This is a genomic window from Methylocystis bryophila, from assembly GCF_027925445.1.
GTDB classification, from domain to species: domain Bacteria; phylum Pseudomonadota; class Alphaproteobacteria; order Rhizobiales; family Beijerinckiaceae; genus Methylocystis; species Methylocystis bryophila.
This window is the reverse complement of record NZ_AP027149.1, coordinates 1,422,049-1,441,048: the sequence shown is the minus strand read 5'-3', so window position 1 is coordinate 1,441,048 and position 19,000 is coordinate 1,422,049. Positions and strand designations below refer to the sequence as shown.

Annotated in this window: 17 protein-coding genes and 1 tRNA gene; 7 read left to right on the top strand and 11 right to left on the bottom strand. The window is 61.8% G+C overall.

Translation table 11 applies throughout. The features are described from left to right. The first annotated feature begins 12 nt into the window (after positions 1-12). From QMG80_RS06770 to rpiA, 4 genes are read left to right on the top strand one after another with little or no spacing between them, the layout of a single operon-like run. Positions 13-150: a hypothetical protein gene (locus QMG80_RS06770; RefSeq protein ID WP_199768972.1), complete on the top strand. Its 138-nt coding sequence runs from the start codon at positions 13-15 to the stop codon at positions 148-150. A 32-nt stretch (positions 151-182) separates the two neighbouring features. Next, complete coding sequence (gene panB, locus QMG80_RS06765) at positions 183-1,010, top strand: 3-methyl-2-oxobutanoate hydroxymethyltransferase (RefSeq protein ID WP_085772124.1); 828 nt, start codon at positions 183-185, stop codon at positions 1,008-1,010. Then, the gene (hemH, locus tag QMG80_RS06760) at positions 1,007-2,020 is read left to right on the top strand and encodes a ferrochelatase (protein ID WP_199768971.1); all 1,014 of its coding nucleotides are present in this window, start codon (positions 1,007-1,009) and stop codon (positions 2,018-2,020) included. Before panB ends, hemH begins: the two co-directional genes overlap by 4 nt. Before the next feature lie 30 nt (positions 2,021-2,050). Continuing rightward, positions 2,051-2,767, top strand: a complete 717-nt coding sequence (gene rpiA / locus QMG80_RS06755) for a ribose-5-phosphate isomerase RpiA (protein ID WP_085772122.1) — start codon at positions 2,051-2,053, stop codon at positions 2,765-2,767. 29 nt (positions 2,768-2,796) lie between these two features. Here rpiA and QMG80_RS06750 read toward each other — a convergent pair whose 3' ends face one another. Continuing rightward, a complete protein-coding gene (locus QMG80_RS06750; RefSeq protein ID WP_085773722.1) occupies positions 2,797-3,780 on the bottom strand; it encodes a beta-ketoacyl-ACP synthase III in 984 nt (327 codons plus the stop codon). Positions 3,781-4,353: 573 nt separating this feature from the next. Between QMG80_RS06750 and QMG80_RS06745 the strand changes: the two genes are divergently transcribed. Beyond that, positions 4,354-4,623 carry a hypothetical protein gene (locus QMG80_RS06745; RefSeq protein WP_158658769.1) on the top strand — a complete coding sequence of 90 codons (270 nt, stop codon included), beginning with the start codon at positions 4,354-4,356 and terminating at the stop codon, positions 4,621-4,623. Between the two features lie 120 nt (positions 4,624-4,743). Here QMG80_RS06745 and QMG80_RS06740 read toward each other — a convergent pair whose 3' ends face one another. Both QMG80_RS06740 and pqqA read right to left on the bottom strand, forming a co-directional pair. Beyond that, complete coding sequence (locus QMG80_RS06740) at positions 4,744-5,772, bottom strand: cytochrome-c peroxidase (protein WP_085772120.1); 1,029 nt, start codon at positions 5,770-5,772, stop codon at positions 4,744-4,746. A gap of 150 nt (positions 5,773-5,922) precedes the next feature. Next, complete coding sequence (gene pqqA, locus QMG80_RS06735; RefSeq protein ID WP_102938202.1) at positions 5,923-6,000, bottom strand: pyrroloquinoline quinone precursor peptide PqqA; 78 nt, start codon at positions 5,998-6,000, stop codon at positions 5,923-5,925. Between the two features lie 408 nt (positions 6,001-6,408). Here pqqA and QMG80_RS06730 point away from each other — a divergent pair, with 408 nt between their 5' ends. Further along, a complete protein-coding gene (locus QMG80_RS06730) occupies positions 6,409-6,825 on the top strand; it encodes an integration host factor subunit alpha (protein WP_085772118.1) in 417 nt (138 codons plus the stop codon). A 15-nt stretch (positions 6,826-6,840) separates the two neighbouring features. Here QMG80_RS06730 and QMG80_RS06725 read toward each other — a convergent pair whose 3' ends face one another. The 4 genes from QMG80_RS06725 to QMG80_RS06710 all read right to left on the bottom strand — a co-directional run bounded on the left by QMG80_RS06725 (position 6,841) and on the right by QMG80_RS06710 (position 10,086). Beyond that, complete coding sequence (locus QMG80_RS06725) at positions 6,841-7,551, bottom strand: pyrimidine 5'-nucleotidase (protein ID WP_085773721.1); 711 nt, start codon at positions 7,549-7,551, stop codon at positions 6,841-6,843. A gap of 35 nt (positions 7,552-7,586) precedes the next feature. Further along, the gene (gene argB / locus QMG80_RS06720; RefSeq protein WP_085772117.1) at positions 7,587-8,465 is read right to left on the bottom strand and encodes an acetylglutamate kinase; all 879 of its coding nucleotides are present in this window, start codon (positions 8,463-8,465) and stop codon (positions 7,587-7,589) included. Between the two features lie 225 nt (positions 8,466-8,690). Then, entirely contained in the window at positions 8,691-9,572 is an 882-nt protein-coding gene (locus QMG80_RS06715) for an anti-sigma factor family protein (RefSeq protein WP_085772116.1), read from the bottom strand. A 7-nt stretch (positions 9,573-9,579) separates the two neighbouring features. After that, on the bottom strand, positions 9,580-10,086 hold the full coding sequence (locus QMG80_RS06710) for a sigma factor-like helix-turn-helix DNA-binding protein (RefSeq protein ID WP_085772115.1): 507 nt from the start codon (positions 10,084-10,086) through the stop codon (positions 9,580-9,582). A gap of 451 nt (positions 10,087-10,537) precedes the next feature. On the opposite strand from QMG80_RS06710, the gene QMG80_RS06705 reads away from it, so the two are divergent. Continuing rightward, positions 10,538-10,613 (top strand) — tRNA-Lys (locus tag QMG80_RS06705). 519 nt (positions 10,614-11,132) lie between these two features. Here the strand turns inward: QMG80_RS06705 and QMG80_RS06700 are convergent. The 4 genes from QMG80_RS06700 to QMG80_RS06685 all read right to left on the bottom strand — a co-directional run bounded on the left by QMG80_RS06700 (position 11,133) and on the right by QMG80_RS06685 (position 18,973). Next, positions 11,133-11,756 (bottom strand): COG4705 family protein, encoded by a 624-nt coding sequence (locus tag QMG80_RS06700; protein ID WP_085772114.1) that lies wholly within the window; start codon positions 11,754-11,756, stop codon positions 11,133-11,135. A gap of 710 nt (positions 11,757-12,466) precedes the next feature. After that, on the bottom strand, positions 12,467-14,101 hold the full coding sequence (locus tag QMG80_RS06695) for a formylmethanofuran dehydrogenase subunit A (protein ID WP_085772113.1): 1,635 nt from the start codon (positions 14,099-14,101) through the stop codon (positions 12,467-12,469). Between the two features lie 241 nt (positions 14,102-14,342). Next, entirely contained in the window at positions 14,343-17,540 is a 3,198-nt protein-coding gene (locus tag QMG80_RS06690; protein WP_085772112.1) for an efflux RND transporter permease subunit, read from the bottom strand. Next, the gene (locus QMG80_RS06685; protein WP_085772111.1) at positions 17,537-18,973 is read right to left on the bottom strand and encodes an efflux RND transporter periplasmic adaptor subunit; all 1,437 of its coding nucleotides are present in this window, start codon (positions 18,971-18,973) and stop codon (positions 17,537-17,539) included. Before QMG80_RS06685 ends, QMG80_RS06690 begins: the two co-directional genes overlap by 4 nt. Positions 18,974-19,000 lie beyond the last annotated feature (27 nt).

Here is a 19,000-nt window from a genome sequence, read left to right as displayed (position 1 = left end):
ATGAGGACAGGGATGAGGCGCCATTTGATCTTCGCGGCTCTCGCCGCGCTTTGCGGGCTGCTTTCGGGCTGCGACAAATGCACCGGCGGATTTCAGGAGCTGCGCGTGCCCGCAGTTCCAAAATCCTGCCCCGACACCCAGCAGCGCTGAGCGGCCGCAAAGCGCGTTTCGGAAAGCTTCAGATGGCGCGAAGCCGCACGTCATTCGCCGACATGAAGCGTCGGGGCGAAAAAATCGTCGTCGTCACCGCCTATGACGCGCCCACAGCGCAAGCTGCCGCGGAGATCGGCGTCGACATCATCCTTGTCGGCGACAGCGTCGGGGTCAATGTCCTCGGCTATGCGCATGAGCGAGACGTGACGCTCTCCGACATGAGTCATCACATCGCCGCCGCACGCCGGGGCGCGCCGGACACATACATCATCGGCGATCTGCCCTTTGCGACCTACGAGACTGAAGATCAGGCGCTTGCCAGCGCCAGGGCTCTGCGCGACGCGGGCGCGGATTGCGTCAAGTTCGAAGGCGCCGACGCAGAACTCGTTCGCGCGCTCAAGGCGTCGAGCTTCGACGTCTGCTGTCACATCGGCCTGGAGTCGCAGCACCATGCGGAAAAGCGCCGCCAAGGCAAAACGGCTTCCGCGGCGTTGAAGCTGCTGGAAGACGCGCGCGCGCTGGATGCGGCCGGCCAGGATTTCATCGTTCTCGAGCTCATCCCGGAGGAGCTCGCCGCAACGATCACGCGAGAAGTCAAGGCGCCGACGATCGGCATCGGCGCGGGCCCCCAAGCCGACGGCCAGGTGCTTGTCGTCAATGACCTGGCCGGAATCACGCGGCGCGCGTTCAAGCACAACCGCCTCTATGGGGCGTTGGGCGACGCTCTGCGTTCCGCCCTGGCCGCCTATGCGAGGGACGTGCGCTCGGGCGGCTTTCCCGGCCCCGAGCACGCCTTTCGGCTGAGCGAGGAGGAGCGAGAAGCCTTCCAGCGGGCTCTTGGAATGGAGAGATCGTGACCCCCTTCGACGCGGCCCCCATCGGCGTGCTGCTCGTCAATCTCGGGACGCCAGACGCGCCCGAGCCGCAAGCCGTGCGACGCTATCTCGCGGAATTCCTGTCAGACCCTCGCGTCGTGGAGCTGCCGAAGCTCTTTTGGGCGCCGGCGCTGCATGGGATCGTGCTTCCCCTCCGCGCGCAGAAGTCCGCCCAAGCCTATGCGGCCATTTGGAATAAGGAACTCAACGATTCTCCGCTCAGGGCGATCACCCGCGCGCAAGCGGAAGGGCTCGCCGAGCGAATGCGCAGCGGCGCGTCGGGCGCGTCGCCCGTCCTCGTCGATTTCGCGATGCGCTATGGGGCGCCGTCGCTGCAGGCGGGTCTAACGGGGCTGATGTCGCGCGGTTGCGAGCGCATCCTCATCATGCCGCTCTACCCGCAATACGCAGCGGCGACGACGGCCACGGCCTTCGACGCCGTCGCGCGGATCTTGGGCGGAATGCGGCGCCAGCCGACGCTGCGCTTCCTGCCGCCTTATTTCGACGACCCCGCCTATATCGACGCGCTGGCGAGCAGCCTCCGCGCGGGCGTCGCGGCGCTGGACTTCGAGCCCGAGGTCATGCTCGCCTCTTTCCACGGCCTGCCGCGGTCTCAAGTCGACGCGGGCGACCCCTACAAAGCGCAATGCGAGGCGAGCTGGCGTCTGTTGCGGGAGGCGATGGGGGTTTCCGAGCGGCAGCTGCGCCTGTCCTTTCAGTCGCGCTTCGGCCGGGCGAAATGGATCGAGCCCTACACGACGGAGGTCGTGAAAGCCCTTGCCCGCGAGGGCGTGAAACGTCTCGTCGTCATGACGCCGGGATTTTCGGCCGACTGTCTGGAGACGCTCGAGGAGATTGGCCTCGAGCTCCGGGACGAATTCTTGCAAGAGGGCGGCGAGAAATTTGCGCGCATAACCTGTCTCAACGACGGCGAGGAAGGCATGCGGCTGCTCGAGACCTTGGCGCGACGCGAGCTGCAAGGCTGGGCCTGAAGCGCGTCAGGCCCTTTGAAGGAAGACGACATGAATGCAATCGGAACAGACGGACTGAAGAGGCAGGCGGCCGAAGCGGCGCTGGCCTTCGTTCGGCCGGGGATGCGGCTCGGCCTCGGCACGGGCTCGACAGCCGCGCATTTTGTCGAGCTTCTCGGCGCCAAAGCGAGGGAGGGCTTGGAGCTCTTGTGCGTTCCCACTTCCGAGGCGACGCGCGCTCAAGCTGAACGCTGCGGGCTGAAGCTCACGACGCTCGATGATTATCCCGAGCTCGATCTGACAGTCGACGGCGCCGACGAATTCGACGAGAGGCTACGGCTCATCAAAGGCGGCGGAGGCGCGCTGCTGCGCGAGAAGATCGTCGCTTCGGCCTCAAAGCGCATGGTCGTCATCGCCGACGCCTCGAAACGGGTGGCGACGCTCGGGGCTTTCGCCCTGCCCGTTGAGATCGTCCCTTTCGGCGCGCGGAGCGCGCTACGACGCATTGAAGCCGTTGCGCAGGAGATCGGGCTCGTCGGCAAGGCGGCGATCCGGCTGACCTCGCAGGGGACGCCCTTCCTCACCGACGGCGGCAACTCCATTGTCGATTGCGCCTTTGGCGCCATACCGGATCCGGAGGCCTTCGCGCAGGCGCTCGACGCGACCGTCGGCGTCATCGAGCACGGGCTCTTTATCGGGATCGCCTCCAGCGTGCTCGTCGCGAGCGAGAGCGGCGTCGAAACGCTCGGGGAATCGCCTTCCGCCTGACGGTCGAGAGATCGGCGAAAGCGCGGTTCTCACCACCTCAGAATTGCGCTACCCCAGGTCAGCCCGGCGCCGATCGCCATCATCGCGATCACGTCGCCCGGCTTGAGGCGTCCCGCGCGATTGGCCTCGTCGAGCGATATCGGCATCGACGCGCTCGAGGTGTTGCCGTAGCGATCGATATTGATCCAGCATTTTTCGATCGGCACGCCGAGCGTCTCGAGCGCCGATTCAATGATGCGCAAATTCGCCTGATGCGCGATGACATGGGTGACGTCATCCGCCTTGACCCCCGCCTGATCCAGGGCCGTCTGAACCGCTTCCGGCAAAAGACGGACGGCCGCCTTGTAGACCTCGCGGCCGCGCATCTTGATCCGCGCCGAATTCACAGGCGCCCGCTTCTTCGCGAGAGGACCCAGGTCATGCTCGTAAATGCCGAGAATTCCAGTCATCGAACCATCGCTGCGCAGATTGGAGGCAAGCAGACCCCGATTTTTATCCTGCGTCGCGCCCAGCAGCATCGCGCCGGCGGCGTCGCCGAAGAGCACGCAGGTTTCACGATCGGTCCAGTCGACGACTCGGCTCAACGTCTCAGCGCCGATCACCAAAGCCGTTCTGGCCGCCCCGCTTCGAATGAATTGATCGGCGATGACGAGACCATAGAGCGAGCCCGCGCAGGCCGCTGAAACGTCGAATGCGAAGGCGTTGCATGCGCCGATCTTGGCTTGCACAAAGGCGGCGCAGGATGGCGTGGCCGCGTCGGCCGTCACCGTCGCGACGATCAGCAGGTCAATCTCCTCTGCGGAAACGCCGGCGAGCTCCAAAGCGCGCAGAGCCGCCGTCGCGGCCATATCCGATGTGTTCTCGCCTTCGGCGGCGATGCGTCTCTCCCTGATGCCGGTGCGAGAGACGATCCACGGATCGTTTGTGGCCACGAGCTTTTCGAGGTCGGCGTTGGTCAAAACCTTGAGGGGCGCGTAGGATCCGGTCCCCAGAATTCGAGTCGTCGTCGGCAAGTTGTTGTCCCATGACTTTCGCCGGCGGAGCACTCGCCGCGGCCCCGTCCTCAAGTTTCCCGAGGACTTTTACCCTTTGACAGCGGAAAATTGTGTCCGAAAATCGTCCGGCGCGACATTTGTCGCGGGGCGATGGAAAGCCTTTGCGTCGCGCGACGCCGCGCGCTGCGGCAATTCAGGAAAGCCCTGTCGACTTTCGCTTCGCGCTCCATGCGATTTTGATGGAGCGATGATTTTTCCGACGACTGTGTCATTTCCGCCACAGTGGAAAGGCTGACTTTCCCGCCCTTCTCAAAAGCGCTGCAACGCCTGATTTCCCAGGAGATTCTGGCTTATCGGCGACGCCTTCTCGCCGTGGATGGACGTGCTGGCGGCAAGAGCGCTTCGTGTTGACTCAATCCTTACTAAATCGTTTATTTTCGTCACGAATGAGGCGGGTCATGGGCGTACACAGAGTTCTTTGTTGTGGCGCAGTGCGCAACGGCTTCGCGAAGGCGAAGGAGGCCGTCGTCGCCGCCAAGACCGCGAGCCCGCAGTGCTCTACAGAGCATTCTCCGACGAGGAGCGCCGGCTATGCACCTTAGAACCTTGGCGTTGGTGGCCGCGCTTTTACTGGCCGCCTGGGTCTGGCGCCCCTTCCATGTCGGCGCCGTTACGGCTGCGCCGGCATCCGCGGGCGTGGTCACAGCGCAAACGCAATTGCGACCCGCACTGAAGAATTCCGGCCTGAACGAAAGGGCCGACACGCGGGATCGCAAGAAGACGGGACTCGCGGGACTGCCGCGCCTTCGAAGCTTCCCTTCGACGCAGATCTCGAGCCTGCGCGGCGACATCACTCAGTAACTGACAGCCTCGTCACTCAGTAACTGACATCGTCCTCGCAAGCGGCGATCGCTCGATGACGCGCTGCGCCAATTGCCGATCGCGCTCTCCGACGCAAACTTAATGGCGCTGCTTTCGCGCTTATTTCGGGGCGTCTGGAAGCGAGGGCAGAGGCGGATAGTTCGCGGGAACGGGGCCGGTGAGCGAGTCGAGAAAGGCGACGATGGCCGCGACGTCTTCGTCCTTCAATTCTTCGCCGAGTTGAACTTTCCCCATGATCTTGACCGCCTTCGGCAATTCCGCCACCGATCCGTCGTGGAAATAGGGCGCGGTCTTCTCGACGTTCCTAAGCTGCGGCACTTTGAAGACATAAAGGTCCGCATCGCTCTTGGTGACGTCGAAGCGACCCTTGTCCGGTTTCGGGGACCCGGTCTCCTTCCAGTAATCTTCCTGGACGCCAAATTTCTGAAAGGAGTTGCCGCCAAGCAGCGGCCCGTTGTGGCAAGAGACGCAGCCAAGCGAGATAAATTTCTGCAGACCCGCCTGCTCTTTTGGCGTCAGCGCCTTGGCGTCGCCCTTGAGGAAGGCGTCAAAACGGCTGGGCGTCAACAGCGTGCGCTCGAAGGCGGCGATGGCGACGCCCCAGTTCTTCTGATTGATCGGGTCGCCTTCGCCGGGAAAAGCCTGCGCGAAGAGGTCAGCGTATCCTGGAACGGCCTTCAACTTGGCGACGACGGCGGCGAAGTCGGGATTGCCGTAGCTCACGGCGCCCGTGGGTGATTTCTCCGCCTGCTCCTCGAGCGATTCGCGGTCTCCGCGCCAATGCTGCTTGAAATTCAGGGATGCATTGAAGATCGACGGCGCGTTGCGCGGATTTTCCTTGCCGTTCACACCGATCGCCTTGGGGAGGCCGTCGGTGGCGGCGAGATCCGCCTGATGGCAATGGCCACAGCTCACATTGCCGTCGGCGGAGACGCGGTTCTCATAAAAAAGCCGGCGTCCGAGCTCGGCGCGCAGCCCCGCGGCGGCGCCTGTCGGAAGCGACGGCAGCGGCTGAAAATGCCCCTTGGCTTCCTCGACGAGGCTCTTTGCCGGCGCGCTCTGCGCGCCGCCCATGCAGCCGAGCGCGGCAAGCGCCGCAAATCCCCCCGCCCCGAGCAGCTTTCTCATTCTCGCCTCCATCCGCCAAGCCAAAACAAGATTCCACAAGGAAAAGCCGGCGCCAAAGGTGGAACGACGCTCCTCGCGGAGCCGCTCAGCTTTGCGCCGGCTTGGAAATGGAGACGGGCTCGGGATGCTGCCGGCCCTGTCTGGTCGGAGTTAGATTTCCGCCGACTCGTAGGCGGTGATTTCCATGCCGACGCAAACTTCGACGATTGTGGGGGTGGTCCAGGCCATGGGGTTCCTCCAGCTCATTGGCGCGAAACTCTCGTCCCGGCTTCTGGCAGCCGGGTTCGAGCTGACGGGCTTTTATCACGGGCACAACGCCCATGCAATTCGAACCTCTTAGCCTTCACGTAAGCGCAGTTCCCCTCGCGCGCGCCCGCGACGTCTGGGAGCGACTTTAAGCACGCGGAGCCTGATCTGTTCCAAGGCGCGTGAACTCCCGCGCAATCTTGCTTTTTATTGCTGAATCTTTAAGTTTTTTCGATGATTCGGCGGTGCTCGCCCGAAGCGGCCCCGTTGCCCGCGAGGCGGTCAACCGTTCATTTTGTTCTTGGTGTTAGCGCGCATTGCATGGGTTCTTAACGCGCGCTCGCCAAGCTTCGTGACATTTCAGATCGAGATAATGCAGGACCCTGGGTCATGACCGCAAATGGCGAAGATGACAACAACTCGAGTTCTTGCTCCCGCGAAGAGCAATGGTCCGCAGAGGAAGGGTCCGCGAGCGGGACGGTGACTCGCGCCGATCTCGCCCGAGCCGTCCAAAGCGTAGTTGGCCTGCCTCGGCGAGAATCTGCCCTGCTCGTCGACATGGTGTTCAGCGAGATTTTCGAACGACTCATCGCGCGCGAGGATGTGAAGCTTTCCTCTTTCGGAACCTTTTCGGTCCGCGACAAGCCTGCGCGACTCGGGCGCGATCCGCGCACGGGCGTTGGAGCCCCGATCTCCGCGCGGCTCGTCGTGACTTTCAGGCCATCAAGGATTCTGCGCGCCCGCATCGGGGGCAGCGTCGAAATGGACGAGCTCGCCGCCGATGCGGAGGAAGCTGACAAAGATTAGAGCGGCGGAGTTTTCTTAAGACGCCGTTACGCTCTCTAGAAACGCGGCTAGGTCACTGGTCACGAAATCGACATGGGGCTCCAGGCCGTCTGCGATCTCCCAATGCTCGCGCGCGGTCGAAACGTCTGACAACGGCTTGACCAGCACCGTGGTTGTTCCCCGGCGATGGGGAACTTCGAGATTGCGGGCGATATCCTCGAACAGCGCAGCGCGGCGCGGATCAATCGCATGCTTGGAAAAGAACCGCTCATAGGCCTCGGCCTCGGGTTTGGCGACAAAATCAGCGGCGACGATGTCGAAAATGTCCTCGAACAAATGATCGACGCCAAGCGCACGCGCCGTCTCCACCGCATGCTCGCGCGAGCCGTTGGTCAGGATCAGCTTGCGTCCTGGCAGGGCGGCGATCGCGGCGGCGAGCGTATGATCGGGCTTCAGCGATGAGCGATCGACGTCATGCACGTAGCGCAGATAAGCCTCGGCGTCGACGCCATGCTCCGTCATGAGGCCGCGCAACGTCGTGCCGTAGCGTTTGTAATAATGCTTCTGCAGCGCGCGCAGCGACAGGCTGTCCAGCCCGAAGAGCCGGATCATGAAAAGGGTGATGCGGTCGTCGATCTTGGGCCAAAGATCGCTGGTGGCGGGATAGAGCGTGTTGTCGAGATCGAAGACGAAAGTCTCGATCTTGGAAAAAGCCGTCGCGATGCGCTCCGCCTCGCCTTGCGAAATCGTCGCGCGCGACGAAAGCGCCTTCTCGTCGCGCTTCACCGCGTGATCAGCGTTCCCGCGCCATGATCCGTCAAAAGCTCGATCAGCACGGCGTGCGGCAGCTTGCCGTCGAGGATCACGACGCCCTCGACGCCTCGCTCGACCGCATACATGCAGGTCTCGACCTTAGGGATCATGCCGCCGGTGATCGTGCCGTCGGCGATAAGCCCTGGAATGTCGGCGATCTTCAACTGCTCGATAAGCTTCTTGTCCTTGTCGAGCACGCCCGGCACATCGGTCAGGAAGAGGAGACGCTTGGCGCCGAGCGCGCCGGCGATGGCGCCTGCGAAAGTGTCGGCGTTGATGTTGTAGGTGTCGCCGTTCTGCCCTTGGGCGACGGGGGCGAGGACCGGAATAAGCTCGCGCCCCAGGACTTGGTCGAGCACGGTCGTGTCGACCTTGACCGGCTCGCCGACAAAGCCAAGGTCGACGCCGTCGGAAGCCCCTGGCCGAGCCAGCTTGGCGGCCGTGACCATGCGCCCGTCCTTGCCGCAAAGACCGATCGCGCGGCCGCCCTCCGCGTTGATGAAGCCTACGATCTGCTTGTTGATCGCGCCGGCGAGCACCATTTCCGCGATGTCCATCGTCGCCTTGTCGGTGACGCGCAGGCCATCTGAAAAATGCGAGGCGATTCCGAGCTTCTTGAGCATGGCGCCGATCTGCGGGCCGCCCCCATGCACGACGACCGGGTTCACCCCGGATTGCTCAAGGAGCACCATGTCGCGGGCGAAGTCGCGCGCGACCGAATCGTCGCCCATCGCATGGCCGCCATATTTAACGACGACGATCGCGTCGTCATAGCGCAGCATGTGCGGCAGCGCCTGCGTCAGAATTTCCGCCTGCTTCAGTGCGTCCGCCCTGGGGTCGTCGGTCATTGTCGCGGCCTATTATTTGGGTTGCGCTCGTGGCTGCTTAGCGCGTTTCCCGCTCGAACGAAATCGCTCGAGCGATAAGGAACCGCGCAAAAGCAAAAACTTAGAGCATGTCCTGACCGGAAAACCGCTTCGCACTTTTCCGTGACATGCTCTAGACCGGAGCGTCAGGCCATTCAAGCGCCGGCGCGCAATCGGATCGGCTTTCTTGGTTTTGTCGCCGTCTCATCACCGCGCGGGCGCGGGAGTCAGCATATCGGCGGCGGCGCGCTCGGCCGCCCGCTGCATCGTCTCGGCTCCGAGCGGTCCGATCAGCACGAAGTCGTAACCCGCCGCCCGCCACTCGATTGCGGTGAGCGCTTGGTCGACCCGCGGCGCGTCGCGCGGAAAGCCGATCGAATCCGCTTTCTCGTAATAAAGCGCGACGCGCGCGCTGAGATCGCCACGTTCATAGATCAGCACGCCGGCCGGTCCTCGCAGGCCCGGCGTGACGCGCGCGCCGAGCAGCTTCAAGTCGAGGCTCGAGAGATCGGGCGCGCGGGCGAAGCCGAGCCGCGAGCGCAAGGCGTTCAGCAGCTCTTCCTTCTGCGCCGCGTCAAATTCGACGGGTCGCGGGTCGAACGCATAGGTGTGATAAGCGCGGTCGGCGCGCTCCACATAGGAGGGCTCGGCCGCAGCCTGCGGCGGCAAGCCAGGGCGCGTGAGCACGAAGACCGCCGCGCCGGCGATGACCGCGCCGGCAAGCAGCGCCCCGATGGTCGAAGCGAGCGCTCCCGCCCGCCTCCCCGCCTGCAGTCCCTCGAGGCGTCGCAACGATCGCGTCGAGCTCGACGGCCGCCCCCAATGAATGGCCCCGCTCTCGATGGGCGGCGCGCCCGCGGCGGCGTTTCTTTGCGCCGCATTGCGCAGCGAAAGCGGCGGCCTTTCCTGCGCGACCGGTTCGAAGGCCGCGCGCAGCGCCGCGTTCTGCCGCCGCCAGCCTTCGACGAGCGCGGCGTCCTCGGGGCAGCCCGCGAGATGGTCCTCGACGCGCAGGCGTTCTTCGCCGGAAATCTCGTTATCAACGAGCGCGTGTAGATCGGCTTCGTCGATCGACGGAGTAGCTCCCATGGGCCGCCTATTTCACGAGCCGTAAATGGCCGCCTGCGCGGCGCTGGCCGTCAGAAGGCGCGGGCGGGCGAATATCGAGCGTCGAGAGCGCGGCGCGCGCGCGCATCACTCGTGCAACCAGGGTCTCGCGTCTGGCGCCGATGATCTCCGCGGCGTCGGCATAGGAAAAACCTTCGAGCGCGACGAGTAGGATGGCCGCCCGCTCCTCGAAGGGCAGTGAAGCCAGGCCTTGCGCAATCGCCGGCTGGCGCGCCGAAAGCTTCGCGCCCTCCAATGCGGCCAGCTCCTCGCGCGCCGCCGAGGTCAGCGCATGATAGGCGCAGATGCGCGCCACGCCCGGCCCGCCGCGCCGCAGCCCATGATTTCGGATCGCCGCGGCCGCCTTGTCGATCGCGCTTTGGACAAGGTCGTCGGCGGCGATGGAGCCTGCCGTGACGCAAAGCGCCCGCGCATAGCGTCGAAGGCGGGGAGTCGCCTCCTCGACCTCGGCGAATAGCGCTTCCCTGTCTCCCATGGTCGCAGTCCAAAAGGGCCCGGTTACCTGCCGCCTCCAGCCGGCTGCAAGTGATGATAGGACAGTCCGGGCCGCTTGACCATCGTTCTTCGCGAGTCAACCTCTTCTCCTGCGCGCCCGTAGAGCCTGTCACGGAGAAGCGCGAAGCGGTTTGCCCCTCAGGACAGGCTCTAAGTTTTTGATCTGGAGCTTAGTCCTTTTCGATCGCCTGGCGGAATCGCCTGAACACAGAAGACGTGATAGATTCTAGAAGTTTAGAGCGCGATTTGCGCGAAAAACCGGTTTCCGATTTTTCGCATCACGCCCTAGCGCGGGGTTGACCCCGAAGAGCCCGCCCTTTAGTGGGAGCCATCCGGCGCGTCCCGCTGGAAGAAGAACAGGCGAAGACGGAGGCCTTTGCTCCGTTCGGTGCGGTAGGCGCGACAGCGTCCTTCCGCTTTTCGCCTTGAGCGAGCGCGTAGCTCAGTCGGTAGAGCATCTGACTTTTAATCAGGGGGTCCTGGGTTCGAGTCCCAGCGCGCTCACCAAGGAAATCAATGAGTTGCCGACCCGTTGTGGTTCGCTGCCAGTAGGTGGCGACCAAATGGCGACCACGGAGCGCAGACCAGGCCATGGCATAGGCGACTGATCATCGTCGGTCGGCTGCGCAACTGCGCGGGCAACTGCGCGTGGATGAGAGTCCGCCTCAAGTCAGGATCGGAGCCTTTTCAACTCATTTTTTGAGAACGGTCTCGGGAGGACAAGCTCGCCGCGCGGCGGCAGCGGGCGAGCTTTGACGAAGTCGTGAACCGTTTCATCTGGTCGATGATCCGCCTTATGTTGGTTCTTACGCGCTCGTATCCTGGTGAACGGCGTGACCAGAGGCGAGCGGCCGGGGGCGTTGCGGTTCGGCTTGGCTGTCTGCCTTAGCAATCGCTGCGACTGTCCAAGCTAGCTCGTCTGCGCAAGCCGATGGACCGGCCGGCTCGAGGTGAGCCAGGTCAAGAGCGCGAGAGCCAAAGCACAAGAAATCGGAAAGCCGAGGCCGAGTCCGTCCTCGCTCGCCATCAGATCGCCGAGGTTCGTCGCCGCGGCGCGGATGGCGAGCACGGCGCCCCAATAGCCGCGCTTGGAAAGCTTGCCGACGACGATGAAGCAAGGACCGCAAATCCCGCAGCGCCCGTGGTAAAAAGCGCCGCCCGGCCCAGCCCGAGATTATCGGAGAGAAGATCGCCAGCTATAGTTCCAAATGTGCTCGCGACGACCATAGAGACCCAATAGGTCGCATTGGCGGCAGGGAGAAAAATCGAAAGCCCGCCCGGCCCAGGCGCGGCGACGATCGTGTTTTGCCCGAAGCGCGCACCGATGCGCAGCGTCAAAACGAGTGCGACCAGTGAAGCGCAAAGCAGCGCGGGATAAGAGATGCGCAACTGATGCGTCAAGAGATCGGCGATGTCGGTCGCGCCCGCCCGGGAGACGAGGATCGCGAGCCAGTACTGGATTTCGCCCACGAACGCGATGCGGTTACGGCCAAACGCCAAGGCAAGGAACAGCAACGCGAAAGGTGGGAAGGCTCCGAGGAAACCCAATCCGAGGGTCGAGGAAGCGAGGTCGCCAAGATTGGCGCCGCCGATGCTCGCGGTCATCAGAAGCAACCAATAGCGTATATCGATCTCGGGCAGGCCGCGCATGAAGCTTCCATCTGCGTATCAAAAAAAGCAGGTCGCAGCGAGAGACAGAATTTCCTAGAAGACGTGACGACAGTAAGATGACTGCATTACGACAGGTGTGAAATAATTCTTCATCGTGCGCGCTGGTCGGATAGAGATCGAGGCGTTGTGCCAAAGAATCATTGGGGCCTTTGACTCATCCTTCATCGCCGACGGGAGTCTCGTTTATGAGTTTAAGGCCTAGTAAACAAATTCACCGCAGATGCTTTCCTAGACCGGCGCCGAAAATCGCGCCCACAACGGTGCTTGCGATACAGATCGGAAAGCCCAACACAGCATATCCAACGAACAGACCAAAAATTGCGCCTACTCCCGCGCAAGCGAGGGCGGTTCTGGACAGAATTTCCTCATCGTCATCATGTGCCATTGTAGCGTCGGTCCGACCCCATTAGAGACTGCCCGGCCGGAAAAATCCGTTCCAGGAATTTTGAGCGTTTGTCGCCTCTCGACGGCGCGATCGAGGCCGCGAAGAGACTAGAGCATGTCACGGAAAAGTGCGAAGCGGTTTTCCGGTCATGACATGCTCTAACTTTTTGACTTGGCGCGATTCCTGATTGCTCGAACGATTCCGTTCGAGCGGGAAACGCGCGAGAGCGTCTGCGGCCAGTTCACGCCCCAGCAGACGCGCAACGGCCCCGTGAATTTCGTGGCCCAGCTACGAGGTCGATACGTTAGCGGCAGGCGACCTCTAAAAAGGCGTCCTTGTTCGGCAAGGCCGCGTCGGTAACCTCGAACACGGAGCGAGGCAAGCCATAAAGCTCCTGGTAATATCCGTCGAGGCGCTTGCTCATCTGGCTATCATAGTCTGGTCTCACATAAAGCGTGCGACCGGTCGTATAGCGCGACACGTTGCCATCGCGCACGACAAGCTCGCCATCCTTGAAAACATAAGCCGCGTCGCGGAACATTGCCGCCGTGTCCTTTTGGTTCGGTTTGTACACCGCAATGTCAGCGACATCGCCCGGTCCGATGGCGCCACGATCCGTGAAGCCGTAGAGCTGACGTGGCGCAGCACGCGTCATTGTCGCGATTTCATGAAGGGTGTACTCGCGTTTGATTGAAGGGAGCGTCGTGTGCTGGAGCACCTCAGCAGGGAGACGCGAAAGCCACTGCGCACGCTTGTCCGCGCTCATCAGCAGAGCAAACACCTCCGGGTAGGCGGTGAAGGGCGCACCGTTCGGATGGTCAGTTGTGAAAAAGACACGCATAGGATCATTGGTCAGCAAAAAGAGTTCCAAGCCGGCGGCCCATTGCACCGCGCTGTAGTAGTCGGAAACCCTGTACGAATAAGGCACCACTCCTAGGCCGCTGCTATCGCCGTCAAAAATCGCCCCCTTTCTAGGTCGTCCGCTGGGCAGACTGTTCAACTGCTTCATGACATCGGTCGAGATCGTGACTGTGTCAGCAAACATCACTTGACCAACGTCCATTGTCACATTTGTGTTTTTATTGACTTTTTCCGCCAATTGCGCGGCCGCTGACGAAAAGCCGTTTTTGCCCTCTTTGCCGTAAGCATAGAACTGCGCGTGCGCGAGATGCAGTGGTAGGCCCTGCGAAGCGTCGATGGTTGTGAGCGCTTCTTCAATATTCCCCCCGATGCCGAGATTGCACATATGCAGATGCAAAGGATGGCCAATTCGAGTCTCCGTGACCGCGCGCTGCAATCGCGTCATGATTTCGCGCGCGGAGACGCCATATTGCGGAACCGTGTCGTCGATGGAAAAGGCCCGGACATTTTGTTTGCAAGCGCAGACGCCGCCCGGATTCGCGCATTTGATCCCGATGGCCCGGGTCGAGCGGAGCGTGGCTCCGACATAATCGCGGAATGCAGCGTCGCTTTCTCGGTCACGAAGCGCGCTGAGGAGAAAGTCGTCATTGCCCAGAACGGCCAATATGCCCTTATCGACGATTGGTATGTCTGCGAGTTCGAGGTGGGCGTGCAGCGCGTGATGGGGCAGGACCGCAGGCTCGATAACCGTGGTATAGCCCATCTGCGCATAGAGACGTCCCGTCTCGAATGTGGACCAGCCGGCGGCGGAAAACGGAGCGCCCGCGGGTTGTGGGCGGTGCGCGCGATGCGACTCGGGTAAGAGTAGCCGCACGGCGTTCACCCCGCCGCCAGCGATATGGGAGTGAATGTCGATGGCTCCGGCCATAACGATATGGCCCGAGACGTCGTGCTCTACATCCGCTAAGCGTCCCTCAGGCTGCGCTATAATCCGGCCGTGCTCGAACCATAGGTCCCCCACTCTGTCGACGCCGTTGACCGGATCGATCACTTTACCTCCGCGAAGACAGACCAACATGGCAGCGCCTCCTGAATGACTGACGCCGGGCAACGGCGCAGATAGAGTAAATTAAAATCAGCCTGTTATCCAAGAATGGCGTGAAGTCGGATAATTTCGAAAAGCTTTAGAATGAAACTTTTAATCAGGGGGGTCCTGGGTTCGAGTCCCAGCGCGCTCACCACCCAAGCAACTGGTCCTCAAGGAAAACATCAGGCAACCCCCTTGAGCGTCCATGAGAAGAACGGCCGGGGCGCCCCAATCACGCCTTCTCCTCGGCAGCCACGCTCTTTTGCGTGTTCTCCAGCCCCTCCGCGCTCTTCTTGGGCGGCGGCTTGCGGCCAAGGCGCTCGTCGAGCTTCTGCAGCGCCACAAAGAACGACGGCACCAATACGACCGCAAGCACGGTCGAAGAAATCATTCCGGTGAAGACGCTTATGCCGAGTGACTTGCGCGCGTTGGCCCCCGCCCCCGTGGCGAGCACCAAGGGCAGAACGCCGAGTATGAAGGCGATGGAGGTCATCAGAATGGGGCGGAAGCGCGAGCGCGCCGCTTCGATCGCGGCCTCGATCGTCGGTTTGCCGTGGAGGAGTCGTTCCTCGCGGGCGACCTCGACAATGAGAATGCCGTTCTTGGCGGACAAGGCGATGAGGAGCATCAGCCCGATCTGAACATAGAGATTGTTGTCGACGCCAAGGCTCGTCAGCGTTAGCGCGGGCCCGACCAGCGCGAGAGGAACCGCTGCAATAACGGCAAGCGGCAAGATCCAGCTCTCATATTGACCCGCGAGCACGAGATAGACGAGGAGCACCGAGAGAGCGAAACCGACATAAAGCAGATTTCCGGTGACCTTCTCCTGATAGGAAATTGCGTTCCATGCGAAGCCGACGTCGTTGGGCAGCTTCTTGGCGGCGATCTCCTCCATATCCGTCATGGCCTCTCCCGAGCTGAAGCCGCGGGCGGGCGCGCCGATGATCGCGGCTGATGGATACAGGTTGAACAGCGCGATCAAAGGAGGCGCCGTCAATGGCTCGAGACGCGCGAGCGTCCCGATGGCCACCATATTACCCTGGCTGCCGCGAACATACATGTTCAGGAGATCATCAGGCTGCAGGCGATACTGAGAGTCGGCCTGAACATAGACTTGCATAACTTGTCCGAACTTCGCGAACTGGTTCACGTAGGTCGAACCGACGTAAGAGGTCAGAGCGGAAAACACGTCGCCGACCGAAACCTTCAGCGATTCGGCCTGGACGCGGTCGACCTTGAGGCCGACGTGCGGAGAGTCGGAGCGGAAGGTGGTGAGAACGTGTTGAAGCTGGGGATCGGCTTGCGCGCTCTTGATGACATCCTTCGTGACGACTCCCAGTCTTGCGTAGTCGAAGCTGCCGCCCAGCAGATTGACTTGCATCTGGAAACCGCCGGCGTTCCCGATGCCTTGGATTGGCGGCGGCACGAGCATGTCGGCCTTACCATCCGAGATGGCCTCGACCTTCTTTTGCAATCCCATAACGAGGGGAAGAAGCCCCTGGTCTTTCGCTTTCCCGCGCTTCGCCCATTCATCGAAGATCACATAATTGACCCCCGCGCTGGAGAGGACCGCGCTTGAATCGAGGACCGACACGCCGGCGACCGTGATCACCTCCTTCACGCCCGGCGTGGCCAACGCCATTTTAGCCGCCTGGCTCAGCGAACTGACCGTTCGTTCCAGCGACGCGCCTTCCGGGAGCTGCACCGCCGTCATGGCGTAGCCCTGATCCTCGTTGGGAATGAACGCCCTCGGCAAGCGCGCGAGGCCCCATATCCCCAGGGCGGAGATGGCGAGCCCGGCCAGCACCACCGCGCCCGAGCGCCTGACCAAAGCGCTGACGAGCCGCATGTAAAGCGCTTCTACGAAGTCATAAGCCTGGTTGAACGCGCGGTAGAAAGGGTTCCTTCGTCCCGGGGGGATCGGACGCAGCCATTGCGCGCATTGCGTGGGCTTCAAGGTCGCTGCGTTGATCGCGCTAATCAGGGCGGTGGTGGCGATCACGACGGCGAATTGCGCCAGCATTTTCCCGGATATTCCCGGCAGAAAGGCCGGCGGGACAAAAACGGCCATGAGGACGAGCGTGATGCCGATAATCGGTCCGAACAATTCCTTCATGGCTTGAACCGACGCGTCATGCCCCGACAGCCCCCTTTCAATGTGTTTGGAGGCCCCTTCGACAATGACGATCGCGTCGTCCACGACAATCCCGATGGCGAGCACGACGCCGAACAAGGTCGAAAGATTGATCGTGTAACCGAGCGCCGCCATGCCTGCGAAGGCGCCGATGATCGTCACCGGAACCGTGGTCGCAGGAACGAGCGTCGCGCGGAAGTTTTGCAGAAACACCAGAATGACGACGAGAACGAGAATCCCCGCCTCATAAAGCGTCGTGTAAACTTCATCGATCGAGTCTTTGACGAAATCCGTCGTATTGAAAGGAATCCGATATCTGAGGTCGCGTGGGAATCGCCGCGAGAGCTCCGCCATCTTGGCGTCCACTTCCTTGGCGACCCGGAGGGAGTTGGCGTCGGGAGTCTGGTAGATGGCGATGCAGCCGGCCGGCTGATCGTTGAACCTGCACTGCTGGGAGTAGTTCTGCGAGCCGAGCTCGACTCTCCCGATATCCTTGATTCTAACGAGGCGCGCGCCCTGGTCCGTGCCTTCCGACTTGACGATGATCTGCTCGAACTGGCTCGGGTCGTCGAAGCGCGATTGGATATCGACGGTATATTGGAAATCCTGGGTGTCAGGGGCCGGCGGCATGCCCGTTTGGCCGGCGGCCACGAGCTGGCTCTGTTGGCGAATCGCCTTGATGACCGCTTCCGGGGTGAGGCCGAAGGCATAGAGCTTTCGGGGGTCCATCCAGACCCGCATTGCATATTTCGCCGCGCCGAACACGGTGACGTTGGCTACCCCCGGCAGGCGCGCCAATTCATTGACGAGATTGATTGTCGCGTAATTGCTAAGGAATGAAGCGTCATAGGTTCCGCCCGGCGAGTCGAGACTCACGATCTGCAAGATAGCGGTCGATTTCTTTTGAACCGTCACGCCTTGCGCCTGAACGGACATCGGAAGCGAGGGGATCGCGTTCGAAACTCGGTTTTGCACGAGCACCTGCGCCATGTCAGGGTCCATGCCGATTTTGAACGTGACGATCAGCTGGTAGCTGCCGTCGGCCGCGCTCGTCGACGACATGTAAAGCATGTTGTCGACGCCATTCACTTGCAGCTCTATTGGCAGAGCGACAGTGTCGATGACAGTTTGCGGGCTGGCTCCGGGATAGTTGGTCGAGACCACCACGGTCGGCGGAACGATGTTCGGATATTGCGAGACCGGCAGGCTGACGATCGCCACGATGCCGATCACCACGATCACAATGGCCAAGACATTCGCGAGAACAGGATGCTCGATGAAGAACTTCGACATCAGGGATTCTCTCCCTCTCTGTCGAGCTTAATCAATTTCGGCGAAACCTTCGTTCCGGGCGAGGCGCGCCAAAAATCGCTGAGGACGACGCGATCGTCTCCGTTCAGCCCGGACAAGATGACACGGAGGTTGCCGTCGAGCTCGCCGAGCTGAACATAACGCTGCTCGACGACGTCATCCTGGTTTAGCACCAGCAAGAAGCGGCCGCCTTGATCCGACTGCAAGGCGCTATCCGGCACGAGCAAGGCCCCCGGCAAGACTCGCCCTTTTGGCAACCGCATCTGAACGAAGAATCCCGGCAGCAGACTGAGAGTCGGGTTCTTCAAGATCCCTCGCACGAACAAGGTTCCGGTCTTCGGATCGAGTCCGGGCGCGACATATTCGATCGTTCCGCGATAGGGAAAATTGTTCTGGTTTTGCAGTCCGACCTCGACCGGGACTTTCAGGAGCTCAGCGTATTCCGGCCATTTCTGCTTGAGATTGCTCCGAATTGTGAACAGTTCGGCTTCGCTGAGATTCGCAACGACATAAATCGGATCGAGCTGCACGATGTCGGCAAGCACGGTTCGCTGACCGGCGCCCCCCACCGTGTTGCCGGGATCCATGTAATGTTTCGTCATCTGACCGTCGAACGGGGCGCGAACCTCCGTGTAACTGAGATTGAGCTTCGCAATGTCGACCTGCGCCTTTGCAGCCTCCAGGTCGGCTTGGGTCTTTGCAGCCTGGAAGTTCCAATTATCGACGACGACCTGGGCGGCGGCGCCCTTTTTCTCGAGCGCTCCATAGCGGGAGGCTTCCGTCCTGGCATAGTACACCGCCGCTTCTAGCGCTCGGACTTGAGATTCGGCCTGCCTCAATTGATCTTTATATTGCTGTTGCTGTATTGTGAATAAGAGGTCACCCTTCCGGACAGTCTGACCATCCCGGAAATGGATTTTTTCCAAATATCCTTCCACGCGAGCAATCAAATTGACTGTATTTACCGACGTGGCGTTGCCCGTAAGCTGGACATATTCGGTAACCTTCTGAACCCTGGGGCGGGCCGCTGGGACCGTCGGAGCGCCCGCCGGGGGCGCGGCCGCGCCTGAAGCGGGAGGCGACGCAGCTTTGGCGGGTTCGGCGTCCTTGCCGGGAGAAGGTTTTTGGGCGCCGCCAATCTCGCGAAACAGCTTTTCCCAGGCCGATTCGGCCGAGGCGGGCGGCGCCGCTCCGAGGATAAACGCGGAGACAAGGAAGAAAGCCCCGGCGACGCGGGCTAGAGCGCGATGCGAAAAAGTGGAAACCGGTTTTTCGCACAAATCGCGCTCTAAACGTTTAGAATCGATCACGTTTTCTGCTTTCAGGCGCTTCCGCCTGAAAGCAGCGTGATCTAGCGCCCCGGCGGCTCCCGCCGAGCCATTGCTCCAGCCCCTTGCGATATGAAAGCTCAGCTTCATAGGGGATCGCTCATTGCTTTCGCGCCT